Here is a 13,290-nt window from a genome sequence, read left to right on the forward strand (position 1 = left end):
TCGGCTGGGGGGAGCTCACGTGGCGGACCGCCACCGGTCTTTCCGTTCCCGGGCGTGCGGACCCACCCCTCGGCGGAGGTGCCCTGAGGCGACCGCTCACGACAGGTCGCTGCGGGCCCCCAGCCACGGGGCCAGGTCGTCGTCGCGGCCGAGCCAGCGCAGGCCGCCGTCGCTGAGCTCGTCCTGCGTCGCGAGCGCGTCGGTGAACGCGTCGAGCAGACGCGGGCGGGCGTCCTCGCCCCGGCCCGGCCGTTCCGGTCGGGCGCCGACGACGACGATCCGCGTGTGCGGCGCCAGGCTCGCGCCGTCCGAGGACGCCACGTCCGCCCAGGCCCCCAGGCCGCCGATCGAGAGCTGGCCGCCCGCACCCTCCCACGCGCACAACGAGTCCGGGCGGTTCGCGACGTGGAAGACGCCGCGCGAACGGACGTACCCGCCACCCAGGTCCTCGATGCGGCGCAGCAGCCGCTCGGGGTCGAACGGCCGCGCCGACCGCAGCTCGAGCGTCCAGCTCCGGTCGCGGGGGTCGCGCGCCGTGTGCGCGGCCCGCACGCCGTGTCCCGCTCGTCCCGCCGAGGCGGCCCGCCGTGGTGGCCCGGACCGTCCCCGGGTCACGGCCGTGCTGCCGGTGTGCGGTGCCCCGAGCGGATGGGCGCGACGCTCGGCAGCGGCGGCGTCGTGAGACCTGGCGGCCAGGTCGCCGACGACGACACGGTGCAGCCCGTCGAGCCGGTGCGAGTCCTCGCCGCGGAGCCGGTCGACCAGGCCTGAACCGGTCGGTGCGGTCGCGCGGCTCCCGGACGTCACGACGAGGTCCGCGTGCTCGAGCTGCGCGGCGACCACCTCGCCCACGGCGCGCTCGTCGTCGTCGGTCAGCGCGATCCCCCGCTCGGCGACGAGATCGTCGGCGAGCAGGTCGTGCTCGACCGTCTCGACGTCCACGACGGCGAGGACGGTCGCGAGGCGCAGCCGCTCGAGCTCGCCACCGGGCGCAGCCGCACCGGCGAGCGCGCGGGTCACGGGCAGCGACTCCGCCGCGACGGGCAGGGCCAGCACCACGTGGTCCCACCGGCCGTCGTCGGCCAGTCGGCGCAGCGTGGGGACGGCGTCCTCGCGCACCGCGCACGACAGGCACGCGTGCTCGAGCGGGACGACCTCGTCCTCCACGACCCCGGCGGCGTCGACGACGACGCGGTGCAGCTCGCCCTCGGTCGCGCGGATGTCGTGGCGCACCACGACCGCACCGGGTGCGCCGACGACGAGGCCGAACACCGCCGACTCGCGCAGGACGGGATCGATCGTCGACAGGACGCTGAGCGCGGCGCGGTCGTCCGCCGGGGTCGGGTCGGGTCGGGTCTGGCTCATGCGGGTGCTCCGTTCGGTCTGCGGGACTGGCCACACCGTACACCTTGACGGGAATGATTCTCACTATCTATTGTTCCACTCGTCGTCAGGAAGGAACACCACATGGCTGCCGTCTGCCAGGTGCTCGGCACCTCGCCCGGGTTCGGGCACTCGATCTCGCACTCCCACGTGCGGACCAAGCGCCGCTTCGACCCCAACGTCCAGAAGAAGCGCTACTGGGTGCCCTCGCTCGGGCGCCACGTCACGCTGCGCGTCAGCGCGCGCGGCATCAAGACCATCGACCGCAAGGGGATCGACGCCGTCGTGGCGCAGGTCCTCGCCCGAGGGGAGAAGCTCTGATGGCATCCCGCGTCGACCTCCGTCCCGTCGTGAGGCTCCGCTCCACGGCCGGCACCGGTTTCACGTACGTCACCCGCAAGAACCGCCGCAACGACCCCGACCGCATGGTCCTGCGCAAGTACGACCCCGTCGCACGACGCCACGTCGACTTCCGCGAGGAGCGCTGATGGCGAAGACGTCGAAGATCGCCCGGAACGATCAGCGCGCGGCCGTGGTCGCGAGCTACGCCGAGCGTCGCGCCGTGCTCAAGCGGATCGTCGCGGCGTCGTCGTCCACGCCCGCGGAGAAGGCCGCGGCAGTGAGCGAGTTCCAGCGGCAGCCTCGCGACGCGAGCGCCACCCGGCTGCGCAACCGCGACGTCGCCGACGGCCGACCGCGTGGCTACTCCCGAAAGTTCGGGCTGTCCCGCGTCCGGCTGCGCGACATGGCGCACCGGGGTGAGCTGCCCGGCGTGACGAAGTCCAGCTGGTAGCCCACGGGCACCCGCCGCACCGAGAGGAGAACAGCATGAAGAAGGACATCCACCCCGAGTACGGGCGCGTCGTCTACCGCGACAGGTCGGCCGACTACGCGTTCCTCACGCGCTCGACGCTCGCCGGGAGCCATCCGGGCGGACCGGGCACGCCGCACGAGACCGTCGTCTGGGCGGACGGGAACGTCTACCCCGTCGTCGACGTCGAGGTCTCGAGCGCGAGCCACCCGTTCTACACGGGCGACCAGCGCGTCGTGGACACCGCTGGCCGCGTCGAGCGGTTCCGTCAGCGCTACGGCACGCGTGCGCAGGGCGGCGGTGCGCGATGAAGGTCCGCGCGTCGCTGCGCTCGCTCAAGGACAAGCCCGGCGCGAAGGTCGTGCGCCGCCGGGGCAAGACCTACGTCATCAACGAGGCCAACCCGCGCTGGAAGGCCCGACAGGGCTGAACCGACGCAGCCCGCGCCGCCGACCGGCGCGGGCACGGCCCGCCACCACCACGAGAAAGGAGCGGTCGCCCACGCCGGGACGACCGACAACCCATGCACCTCACCGCACCCACCACATTCCGCCGAGACGTGAGCTCCCGCCCCGGACCCGCACGAGACAGGGGCGGGAGCTCCCGTCTCGGTGCACGGGCGCTCGCCCTCGGCGTCCTTCCGCTCGTTCTTGTCGCCGGGTGTGCCAACGGGGCGGGGGAGGGTGACGGGGGCGGGGAGCCCGCGACGTCGGGCAGCGGGTCGCCCGAGGCGTCCGACGTGAGCGAGGCCGCCACCGTGACGCCGCGCCTGGTGCTCACCCACGACGGCGGCATCGAGATCCTCGACGCCACGACCCTCGAACCGGTCGGCGACGTCGAGCTTCCCGGGTTCAACCGGGTCAACCCCGCGGGCGACGGACGGCACGTCCTGGTGTCCACGACGGGCGGCTTCCAGGTGCTCGACGCCGGGACGTGGGCCGAGCCGCACGGGGACCACTCGCACTACTACACCGCGGACCCGCTGCTCACCGACGTGACGTACGCGGCCGAGAAGCCCGGCCACGTCGTCGTGCACGACGGGCGCACGGCGCTGTTCGACGACGGCACCGGCGACGTGGTCGTGCTCGACTCGGCCGCGGTGGCCGACGGCCCCGACGGCGCCCGCACCCTCACCACGCCCGCCGCCCACCACGGCGTCGCGGTCGAGCTGCCCGACGGGACCCTCGTGGTGAGCGAGGGCACCGAGGACGCGCGGACCGGCGTCCGCGTGCTCGACGCCGACGGCGCCGAGCTCGCCGCGAGCGACGAGTGCCCCGGGGTGCACGGGGAGGCCGTCGCGGCCGACGAGGCCGTCGTCGTCGGGTGCGAGGACGGTGTGCTCGTCGTCGCCGGCACGACGATCACCAAGGTGGGCAGCCCCGACACGTACGGGCGCATCGGCAACCAGGCGGGGACCGAGGCGTCGCCCGTCGTGCTCGGCGACTACAAGTCCGACCCCGACGCCGAGCTCGAGGAGCCGACCCGGGTCTCCCTCGTCGACACGCGCGACGGCACCATGCGCCTCGTCGACCTGCCCGCGAGCTACACGTTCCGGTCGCTCGGCCGCGGCGCCGACGGCGAGGCGCTGGTCCTCGGGACGGACGGGTCGCTGCACGTCATCGACCCGGAGAGCGGCGAGATCGTGCGCTCGATCCCGGTGATCGACGCGTGGGAGGAGCCCGCCGAGTGGCAGTCCCCGCGGCCCGCGCTGTTCGTGCAGGACGGGATCGCCTACGTCACGGACCCCGCGGGCCAGGCGATCCACGCGGTGGACGTCGAGGGCGGCGAGGTGTGGAGGAGCGCCGCGCTCGACGTCGTGCCCGACGAGCTCACCGGGGTGAGCGGTGACGCCGCCGCCGGCGACCACGAGCATGCGGACGACGCGCGCTCCCACGGCGAGGAGCACCACGACCACGAGCACGCGGGCGACCAGGAGGGCGACCAGGAGGGCGACGACGGGGGCACCCAGGAGGGGTGAATCGGGCACCGATCGCCTTCAGGTCGCGCGAATCCGCGCGTGTTCCCTAGTGTTGACCCCGGTGCAGGCCCTCCGGCTGGCACACTGAGCCCTGACGCGGCGGGTGATCACCCGGCCGCGTGAACCGAAGAAGGGAACCCCATGTCGCTCAACAAGTCCGAGCTCGTCTCGGCCATCGCCAGCAAGGCCGACCTGACCAAGGCGGACGCCGAGAGCGCCCTCAACGCCCTGCAGGAGGTCCTCATCGAGTCGCTGGGCCAGGGCGAGGCCGTGAAGATCACGGGTCTGCTCTCCGTCGAGCGTGTCGAGCGCGCCGCACGCACGGGCCGCAACCCGCGCACCGGCGAGGAGATCTCGATCCCGGCCGGCTACGGCGTCAAGATCAGCGCCGGCAGCCTGCTGAAGAAGGCCGTCGCCAAGTGACGACCCGCCGACGGCGCCGCTGACGGGTCGTCGGCGACGGACGAAGGCCCGGACCCCCGCAGGGGTCCGGGCCTTCGCGCATCCGGAGCGCTCACGACGCCCGGGCCGGGCCGCTCGTCAGGCGCGCACGACGTTCGCGAGGATCCCCCGGGCGCTCAGGCGCGTGCCGATCGCGACGTCGACCTCCTCGAAGGCCTTGTTGGCGCGCGCGATACCGACGGCGCCGGCCATCGCGCCGTGCCCCGTCGCGCGCTGCACCCGGGCGACGAGCGCACCGGCGGCGTCCAGGAAGTCCACCGTGAACACGAGGTGCTGGTTCTTGCCCGCGAAGGCACCGAGCCAGAAGGTCTTGGACCTGCTGCCGCGCTCGACGGACCACTGGCCGCTGGGCTGCTGCGGGGTGATCGTGAACCCCTGCTCCTGGAGCGCCGCGGCGAGCTCGTGACGTGCGGCGTCGTGGTCGCCGGTGAGGAAGTAGTCGACGGTGGCCATGGTTCTCCTGGATCGGTCGGCGGGGTCGGCGCCTGCCGCCCCCCTGACCGCGCGGACGCACGGCCGGGTGTGATGGTAGCGACAACGTGCCAGCATCGTCGGGTGCGCGACCGCCCCAGCAGCCTCCACTCCCACGTCCACGGCCCGACGGCGCCGGCGACGCGACGCGTCCGGGTGGTCCTGGCCGCGCTGCTCGTCCCGGCCCTGCTCGCCACTCTCGTCGGCCTCGTCGCGCTGTGGCCGGCCGCCGCGGACGTCCCGGACCGCATCCCCGTGGCGGCGGAGGGCAGCTCGGTCCTGCGCGCGACGGTCACGGGCCCGGCCGACGCGGAGACCGGCGTCGTCCCGGCCCGCCTGGACGCGGGCTCGCGCGCGGAGGGCGAGGACGTCGGCGGCGACCAGGTCACGGTCGTCGTCCCGCCCGAGTACGTGGCGTACGGGCTCGACGACGGCGACCGCCTGCGCGTGCTCCACGTCCCCGGGGCCGTGGCCGCCGGGAGCACCCCGTACGTGTTCCTCGACTTCGAGCGCGGCCTGCCGATCGGGATCCTCGCGGTCGCGTACGCGCTCGTGGTGCTCGCCGTCGCGCGCTGGCGGGGGCTCGCCGCGCTCGCGGGGCTGGCGGGGGCGTTCGCCGTCATCGGCTGGTTCACGCTCCCGGCGCTGCTCGGGGGCCAGGAGGCGCTGAGCGTGGCGGTCGTGACGTCGTCGCTCGTGATGTTCGTCGTGCTGTACGTCGCGCACGGGTTCTCGGCCCGGACCTCGACCGCGCTGCTCGGCACGCTCGTCGGCCTGGTGCTCACGGCGGTGCTCGGCTGGTGGGGGTCGGGCGCGGCGAACATCACGGGCCTGACGTCCGAGGAGTCCCTGTGGATACCGAGCTACGCACCGTCGCTCGACATCCGCGGGGTCGTGCTGTGCGGGATCGTCCTCGCGGGGATGGGCGTCCTCAACGACGTCACGATCACGCAGGCGTCCGCCGTGTGGGAGCTGCGGGCCGTCGCGCCGCTCGCGACGCGCCGCGACCTGTTCACGCGCGCGATGCGGATCGGGCGCGACCACATCGCGTCGACCGTCTACACGATCGCGTTCGCGTACGTCGGGGCCGCGCTGCCGCTGCTCATGGCCGTCTACCTCTCGGACCAGGCGCTCGCGACGAGCCTGACCTCCGGCGAGATCGCGGAGGAGGTCGTGCGCACGCTCGTCGGGTCGATCGGGCTGGTCCTCGCCATCCCGATCACGACGGCGATCGCGGCGCTCGCCGTGCCCGGGCCGGTCGCGCCGGGAACTGCCCCGCTCGATCCGACGGTGCCGGAGGTCGAGGCGCGCCAGACCGCCCGCCAGCCCGACGCCTGAGCGCCCTCTTCACCGGACCGCCACCGTTCCCCCTGTGGACGCGGCCCCGGGCGGCTCCCCGGTCCGCCAGGATGTGCGCATGAGAGAGCGCTGGGTCGAGACCGCGCTGGTGCGGCTGCCCGACACCCGCAGGTGCCCGGGCTGCGCCGAGCTCTTGCGCTCGACCCGCTGCGACCTGTGCCTGCTCGACCTGTCCGGCCCGGCGGCGCACCGCATCGCCGCGGCGTCCCGCGCCGCTGCCGACGCGCTCGCCTACCGCCAGGCCGAGCTCGACGCGTTGCGCGCCTCCCAGCCCGAGGCCGCGGCACTGGACCGTCGTCTTGCCACCGGATCCGCGGACGAGGCGCGTCCTGCGCAGCCGGCGCTCGCTGCGCGGCCGCCCGGTGCGCAGCGGCCGGTGGCCCCACGGGCCGGCGCCCAACGCCCCGGCCCACCACCTGGTGCTCCACGTCCTGGCGCGTCACGACCCGTTCCGCGGTTCCCGCAGCAGCCCCCCGCGCCGTCGCGACCGGTCCCGAGCCCCGCTCGGACGGTCGGCCTGCAGCCGATCCTCGCCGGGGCGGGGGCGGGCCTGCTCGCCGTCGCAGCGGTGGTCTTCGTATTCTTCACGTTCGCGGACGACCTCGCGCTGCGCGCCCTGGTCACCGGGCTCGTCACGCTCATCACGGTGCTCGCCGTCGTCGCCCTGCGGCGCCTGGGACTGCGGGCGTCGGCGGAGGCGGTGGCCGCGCTCGCCGTGGTGCTCGCGCTCGTCGACGCCGAGCTCGCGCTCCAGGCAGGTCTCCTGTCGGCACTCGACCCCGCGCTCGCGCGCGCCGTGCTCCTCGGCGTGCTCGCCGTCGGGCTGGGGGTCGTCGGCGACCTCGGACGCATCCGGCTGTGGGTCACGGGAGCTCTCGTCCTCGCGCCCCTGGTCCCGCTCGTCGCGGCCGCCGCGGCCGGTTCGGGCCGGGTCGCAGCGGCGTCCTCCCTCGCGCTGCTCGCGTCGGCGCTCGTCACGATCGGCGCACGACCCGTGGTCGCCCGGTCCGGTCCGCGGGTCGGCAGCGCGCTCGTCCCGGAACGGGGCTACCTGCGGGCAGCGCGGCACGTCGTCGTGCCCGCCGCCGCTCTCGCCGCGCTGTTCGTCCCGTCGCTCCCGGGCCTGCCGGGCCGGTCCGGCGGCGCCGTGCTCGTCCTCGCGGTCGCGCTCACGGCGACCGTGCTCCGGCTCGCGACGCACGAGCGGTTCTGGCTCGCCACGGCGGGTGCTGCGGCGGCGCTCGCCGGTGGTGTGGCCGTCGTGGGCGCGGGCGGCCTCGCGGCCGCGCCCGTCGTGGCCGGGCTGGTGTGGTTCGTCCTCGTCGCGGCGAGCGGGCCGTGGGTCAGCGGCCGGGTGCGCACGTCCCGCCCGCTCGCGACCGCCTCGCGGGCCGACGTCCTGCTCGGCGGCGCGCTCGTGGTCGTGTGCCTCGCCCTGCCGGCCCTCCTCGCGCCGGTGGTGCGCGTGCTCGGCACGCTGGCCGACGTGACAGCGAACGGCCCGGCACGCGTGCTCGACACCGCGCCGCTCGGGCTCGCGGGCAGCAGCGGTCTCGACGGTGGGTCGAGCGTCTTCGACCCGGCCGCGGTGAGCCTCACCCTCCTCACCCTGCTCGTCGTCGTCCTCGTCGCGCTCGTCGCAGCCCGGTTGCCGGTGCTGCGCCCGGCGGTCCCCGCGACGACGGGCCCGCGGGCGGACGCGCCCGGACCGCTCGTCCCCGGTGCGCCGGCCCTGCGGCCCGTGCCGGTGGTCGCTGCCGGTCGCGCCACGGCGCCGTGGTTCGCGCTGCTCCTCGTGCTCGGCGCCGTGCTCGACGAGCGGCTCGCCCCCGTGACCACGTTCGTGCTCCTCGCCCTGCTCGCGGCGGTCCTCGTCGTGGTCACGGCGCGTCCGGCGTCGACCGCGCCGTCCGCGCTGTCCGCCCCGGCGACGGACCCCGCCGCACCGACGGCGGGGGTGCTCGTGCGCGCGGTCCGGCGCCGAGCCGGTCGGGTGCTGCGCCCGGCGTCCGCCGCTGCCGAGGGCGCACGCCGTGCACTGCGCCGCGCCGGAGCGACCGCGCAGGTCGACGTCGAGCGCGCCCGGTGGCGCGCCGCCGGCGTGAGCGCCCTGTTCGTCGCGACGGCGCTCACCGTCCTCGTCTCGTGGGACGCGCGGTCGACGGCGACCGTCGGCGGGCTCGTCGTCGCCGCCCTGCTGCTCGGCGCGCGCGCGAGCGTGCCCCGCGCCGTGCGGCCCGCGCTCGTGGCGATCGCGGACGGCTACGCGCTCCTCGTCCTCGGCACGACGCTGGGCTGGGCCGGGCTGGGCGGGGTCGCGACGCTGTGCACGGTCTCCGCCGTCGCGTCGCTCGTCGCGCTCGGCGCGACCGTGCTGGAACGGCTCGACCGGGACTCCTGGCGCGCGGTGCTCGCGGTCACCGCCGTGCCGTTCACGCTCGGCATCGGGAGCGTCGTCGTCGAACGCAGCTGGTGGTCGGTCGGCGCGTGCGCCGCGATGCTCGCGCTCGAGGTGACGCTCGTCGTGACGCGACGCACCGGCGCCGACGTCGCGCTGCGAGCGCTCGCGGCCGGGCTGGTCCTGCCGACCGCGTCCGTCGGGGTCGTCAGCGCCGGCGCGCTCCTGCTGACGGGCAGCGGGTCGCCGGTCGTCCTGCCGGTCGTGGCGCTCCTCGTCGCCGTGGCCGCCGCCGCCGCCCGACCGGTGGCCGACGCCGTCGCCGCCCGCGTCCCCGCGCCTCCCGACGGCTCGCCCGCGCCTCCCGGAGCCGTCTCGGCCGGGACGGGCGCCACCTGGGTACGGACGGCGCTCGAGGCGAGCGCGGCGCTGACCGGAGCGATCGCCGTGGGGCTCGCGTACGGACGGGCCGCCGCCGGGCCCGAGGTCGCGGTCGCCGTCCTCGTGCTGCTCGCCGTCGGTGCGGGTCTGCTCGCGCGCCAGCACGACCGCGCCGGGGTGTGGTGGCTGAGCGCCGCCCTCGGCACCGCGGCGACCTGGACGGCGCTCGCCGCCGCCGGGATCGGGCTCGTCGAGGCGTACACGCTCCCGCCCGCGCTCGTGGCGATCGTCGTGGGCGCGCTGCTCGCACGCCGTACCACGCGCGGATGGGACCTCGCGGGAGCCGGTCTCCTCCTGCTCGTCGCGCCGTCGTTGCTCGTCCTCGTGGCCGCCCCCGGTGCGGGTGACGTGCGGGCGCCCGCCCTCGTCGCTCTCGGCGGCGTCGCGGTGCTCTCCGGTGCCGCCCTCGTCCGCCGGCGACCGCGTGGCGGCACGAGCGCACGGGCCGGCGCGCGACGTCTCGTGGGGGCGGGCGTCCTGGCGGCCACGGCAGGGACGGTCGAGGCCGTCCACGTCGGGCACGTACCGGGAGGGGGTGCGGTCTTCGTCCTCGGTCTCGGCTGGGCCCTCGCGGGCGCCGGCGTGGCGCTCGGAGCCGGCCTCGTGGGGGCGGGCGCGGCACGGATGGTGCGCCGCGACGTCGTGCGTCGGTGGTCGCTCGCGCCCGCCCTGGCACTCGGCGTGGTCGGCGTGGTCGCGAACGTCCGCCCGGTGTGGGGCGTGATCGGGACGGTGTGGGCCCTCGAGGTGCTGCTGCTCGCGCTCGTCGTGGTCGGGGTGCGCCGCGCCCTGCGCGGCCGGGACGACGTGCCGCCGGCCTGGTTCACCTGGCTCCTGGCACTCGTCGCGGCGATCGGTGCGTGGTCCCCGCGCGAGCTGCGCGTCGAGGTGTTCTCGCTCCCGCTCGGCGCCGGTCTCCTCGTGGCCGGCTACCTCGCGCTGGTCGCCGGTCCGCGGCGCGCCGACACCGGCGCGCGGCCCGGCCCGGTCCACGGCGCGGGTGACGTCGTCCGGACCAGGCCCGCGTGGCCGGTCGCGCAGGTCGGTTCCTGGCGCACGCTCGCGCCCGGCATCCTCGCGGTCGTCGGTCCGTCGGTGCTGGCCACGTACACCGACGCGCGCACGTGGCGCGCCGTGCTCGTCGTCGTGCTCGCGCTCGTGGCCGTGCTCGTCGGCACGCGCAGGCACCTCGCCGCGCCATTCGTCCTCGGCGTCGCCGTGCTGCCGGTCGAGATCCTCGTGGTGTTCGTGTCCCAGCTCGGGACCGCGATCTCGGCCGGTCCGTGGATGCTCACGCTGGCCGCTGCCGGGGGCCTGCTGCTCATCATCGCGACCTACTACGAGCGGCGGATCGCTGCGTACGACGGCGCGGCGGCGTACGTCCGCGATCTCCGTTGACCGGTCCGAGCAGACCCGCCACGGCCGTGCGGGTGTGACCGGTCCACCCCGGGGATACCGTCACAGCATGATCGAGCCCGACAGCCTGCTCGACGACGAGCAGACCAGGTTGAGCCGGGTCGTGCGCGAGCTCGCGGACGAGGTCGTCGCGCCGGCCGCCTACCGGTACGACACGGAGCGCCGCCTCCTGCTGGAGATCGTCGCGCAGCTGGGCGAGCTCGGTCTGTTCGGTCTCCCGTTCCCGCGCGACGTCGGCGGGCAGGGCAAGGACTACGTGTCGCTGTGCGTCGCGGTCGAGGCGCTCGCACGCGTCGACCAGTCGATCGCGGTGACGCCCGAGGCGGGCGTCGGTCTCGGCATCGTGCCGATCTACCGCCACGGCACGCGCGAGCAGCGCGAGCGCTGGCTGCCCGACCTGCTCGCCGGTCGCGCGCTCGGCGCGTTCGGCCTCACCGAGGCGGGCGCCGGCTCGGACGCGGCTGCGACCCGCACCACCTGTTGCGAGGGATCCTCAAGACGAGAGGCACAGGTGCGGCGCGCCCAGGAGCGCGAAGCGTCACGAGTTTCGGACCCCAGCAGTCATGAATGGGAGCGTCGCTTCTTGGAGACGTCGAACCAACCGTGGAAATGACGCGCTCAGTGGAACTGACGGGTTCTGCTTAACGCTCCCCAATCGTTGCGCTGGATATGCGCGCTACCCCCCGGTAGGATCCGACCCGAAGAATTTACCAGTTCTCAGCCAGGGCAAGGAGTCGCCGCTTCGCAGAGACGCGATCGACTAGATCGCTCACTAGATCGGGCAACAGGACGTGCCCATCTCTTGAATCATATCGAATTAGCTTTAAGTTCATGTTGCGTCGCACCGATGCCTCGACATGCTTATGGACCTCGTCTCTCGGGCAAACCATGTAGTGCGGAGGGGAGTTCGGGTGGACGTAGTTCTGAGATTCCAGGAATAGCCTCAGATCGGGGTCTGAGAGACTGGTTCCGACGAAAAGAAACGTGTGAGTAAGAAACAGGGCTCCAACTAATTCAAAGAACCCTTGATGGCTCGCCCTTTGCGCGGCGTAGTCGGATCGAGTGAAGATCATCTTGGAATGCTGATCTATCGTGCCGTGGACCTTGAGGATTGCACGATACTTGCGGCGCATGACATAGGGAATGTCCTGGTCATCGTACGACTTAACTACAGTCTCACCGTTCGTCTCGTTGCCCGCATACGTGTCGTAGATCTTGTCGAAGTTCGGCGTTAGCACGAGGGACAGATCCAAAGCGTGAAGATTGCGGTGTAAGTCACTGGGTCGGTATCTTGGTGCCAAGAAGGATTCCTTGAGTAGCTCGGGCCAACTCTCGTCCAGATTGTCCTTCAGTAGTTCGCATGCCGTCAGAAAGTCTCGGCCGTCAATGAGTGACTTGATTGTCGCACTTGGGACCCGACCTTTGAGGCGCCTTCGACCCTTCTCAAGAAAGTCTCCCCATGTCGGTGGATGCTGACCAGTATCCGTAGTCGCTGCAGCAGAGACTCCGGCGCCGAGGTAAAGCACTGCACGCCTTCTCGCGATGTCCTCGACAAGCTCGTCGGGCCAGTGGTCAGGCATGTGCATCACCAACGTTGTCCATAAGGCGGTGAGTAATACCGCGAATCGTCGCGCGAAATTCCCGGACTTTGGTAAAATGTGCGCCAACCACTCCATCCCTTCCCTCAAGGGCGAAGATGGGTTTGCGGCTTGTCTGGCCGAGCGGTACAAGTGAGTGAAGTGTTGGAATCGATCCAAGATCCAAGGGTTCGACGAGAGCTCCTTCCGGCAGAAGGTTCTGGCCGACTGTCGCGGGAACCCTTCGCATGATTCGCTCGTACGCCTTAACAGGGCGAGCGTTTCCACCAGAATCTCTCTTGAAGGTATACTGTTGCGTTACATAGCCAGCAAACGCTAGGTCCCACGTCGGATCAGCTACCTCAAGCTCTTCCGCTGGGTGGGAGATGTCTTCAAGCCCCTTTTCGTACTTGCTTCGCCAGCCCTTGAGCGACTTTGCGATGTTCTCGATGGCCTTCAGGCTGAAGATATCGAGCGACATTGGCGTTATAAAGTAGTCGCAGCTAAGAAGAACTGCTCGATTAATCGACCCGAGGGACGGGCCCATGTCGAAGAAGACATAGTCGTATTCGCCGCACCGCTCAAGCAGGTGTGAGAATAGGAGGGTAGTACGCAAACCACGGATGTCTCCAGCGGCACCCTGGACCCAGTCTGTAGCGAGTAGATCCTCGGTCAGCCCGAGATCTGGATCTCCAACAAGTACGTCCACACCAAAATTCGCGTTGCGGTACGTTTTAAGTTCGCTAGCAAATCCGCGCCCCCTCGACAGTGGGCGGACGATGCTGTGTATTGTGAAGGAACTCTTTTGATACAGATCCTCCAGAACGTCGTCCGAGAAGATGCTTTGCGTTGCATTGCACTGAGGGTCGGCGTCGACGATCAACACCTTCTTCCCCTCTTCACGAGCTAAGTATGCGGCCAGATTGCAAAGGAGGGTGGTCTTGCCAACTCCGCCCTTGTTGTTGAATACGGCGATTGAGCGCAAAGGGGTGCC

General features: G+C 72.5%; 13 protein-coding genes and 1 pseudogene. 10 read left to right on the forward strand and 4 right to left on the reverse strand.

The genetic code is table 11. The features are described from left to right. Positions 1–96 precede the first annotated feature (96 nt). Positions 97–1,365, reverse strand: a complete 1,269-nt coding sequence (locus IF651_RS11180; protein WP_191829198.1) for a GTP-binding protein — start codon at positions 1,363–1,365, stop codon at positions 97–99. Between the two features lie 102 nt (positions 1,366–1,467). Between IF651_RS11180 and rpmB the strand changes: the two genes are divergently transcribed. From rpmB to IF651_RS11215, 7 genes are all read left to right on the forward strand, one after another. Next, positions 1,468–1,704, forward strand: a complete 237-nt coding sequence (rpmB, locus tag IF651_RS11185) for a 50S ribosomal protein L28 (RefSeq protein ID WP_191829199.1) — start codon at positions 1,468–1,470, stop codon at positions 1,702–1,704. Further along, positions 1,704–1,871, forward strand: a complete 168-nt coding sequence (gene rpmG, locus IF651_RS11190) for a 50S ribosomal protein L33 (RefSeq protein WP_191829200.1) — start codon at positions 1,704–1,706, stop codon at positions 1,869–1,871. The genes rpmB and rpmG overlap by 1 nt, the downstream gene beginning before the upstream one ends. After that, positions 1,871–2,176 carry a 30S ribosomal protein S14 gene (rpsN, locus tag IF651_RS11195; protein WP_191829201.1) on the forward strand — a complete coding sequence of 102 codons (306 nt, stop codon included), beginning with the start codon at positions 1,871–1,873 and terminating at the stop codon, positions 2,174–2,176. Before rpmG ends, rpsN begins: the two co-directional genes overlap by 1 nt. Before the next feature lie 35 nt (positions 2,177–2,211). Continuing rightward, positions 2,212–2,505, forward strand: a complete 294-nt coding sequence (locus IF651_RS11200) for a type B 50S ribosomal protein L31 (RefSeq protein WP_191829202.1) — start codon at positions 2,212–2,214, stop codon at positions 2,503–2,505. After that, the gene (gene ykgO, locus IF651_RS11205) at positions 2,502–2,624 is read left to right on the forward strand and encodes a type B 50S ribosomal protein L36 (RefSeq protein ID WP_191829203.1); all 123 of its coding nucleotides are present in this window, start codon (positions 2,502–2,504) and stop codon (positions 2,622–2,624) included. The genes IF651_RS11200 and ykgO overlap by 4 nt, the downstream gene beginning before the upstream one ends. A gap of 309 nt (positions 2,625–2,933) precedes the next feature. Continuing rightward, entirely contained in the window at positions 2,934–4,172 is a 1,239-nt protein-coding gene (aztD, locus tag IF651_RS11210) for a zinc metallochaperone AztD (protein WP_338403909.1), read from the forward strand. 141 nt (positions 4,173–4,313) lie between these two features. Beyond that, positions 4,314–4,595: an HU family DNA-binding protein gene (locus tag IF651_RS11215; RefSeq protein WP_191829205.1), complete on the forward strand. Its 282-nt coding sequence runs from the start codon at positions 4,314–4,316 to the stop codon at positions 4,593–4,595. A 117-nt stretch (positions 4,596–4,712) separates the two neighbouring features. On the opposite strand, the gene IF651_RS11220 is transcribed toward IF651_RS11215, so the two are convergent. Further along, positions 4,713–5,087, reverse strand: a complete 375-nt coding sequence (locus IF651_RS11220) for a hypothetical protein (RefSeq protein ID WP_191829206.1) — start codon at positions 5,085–5,087, stop codon at positions 4,713–4,715. A 102-nt stretch (positions 5,088–5,189) separates the two neighbouring features. Between IF651_RS11220 and IF651_RS11225 the strand changes: the two genes are divergently transcribed. The 3 genes and pseudogenes from IF651_RS11225 to IF651_RS11235 form a co-directional block, all read left to right on the forward strand. Continuing rightward, positions 5,190–6,443, forward strand: a complete 1,254-nt coding sequence (locus IF651_RS11225) for a YibE/F family protein (protein ID WP_338403910.1) — start codon at positions 5,190–5,192, stop codon at positions 6,441–6,443. 79 nt (positions 6,444–6,522) lie between these two features. Next, positions 6,523–10,701 (forward strand): SCO7613 C-terminal domain-containing membrane protein, encoded by a 4,179-nt coding sequence (locus IF651_RS18035; protein WP_191829208.1) that lies wholly within the window; start codon positions 6,523–6,525, stop codon positions 10,699–10,701. A gap of 67 nt (positions 10,702–10,768) precedes the next feature. Further along, positions 10,769–11,197 (forward strand): annotated as a pseudogene (locus IF651_RS11235) (acyl-CoA dehydrogenase family protein); the annotation flags it as partial. A 229-nt stretch (positions 11,198–11,426) separates the two neighbouring features. Here the strand turns inward: IF651_RS11235 and IF651_RS11240 are convergent. Both IF651_RS11240 and IF651_RS11245 read right to left on the reverse strand, forming a co-directional pair. Continuing rightward, on the reverse strand, positions 11,427–12,299 hold the full coding sequence (locus IF651_RS11240) for an SIR2 family NAD-dependent protein deacylase (protein ID WP_191829209.1): 873 nt from the start codon (positions 12,297–12,299) through the stop codon (positions 11,427–11,429). Further along, positions 12,292–13,281, reverse strand: coding sequence for a ParA family protein (locus IF651_RS11245; protein WP_191829210.1), 990 nt, complete (start codon positions 13,279–13,281; stop codon positions 12,292–12,294). Before IF651_RS11245 ends, IF651_RS11240 begins: the two co-directional genes overlap by 8 nt. Between the last annotated feature and the right edge of the window lie 9 nt (positions 13,282–13,290).

The sequence above is a fragment of the Cellulosimicrobium arenosum genome (genome assembly GCF_014837295.1).
GTDB classification, from domain to species: Bacteria; Actinomycetota; Actinomycetes; order Actinomycetales; family Cellulomonadaceae; genus Cellulosimicrobium; species Cellulosimicrobium arenosum.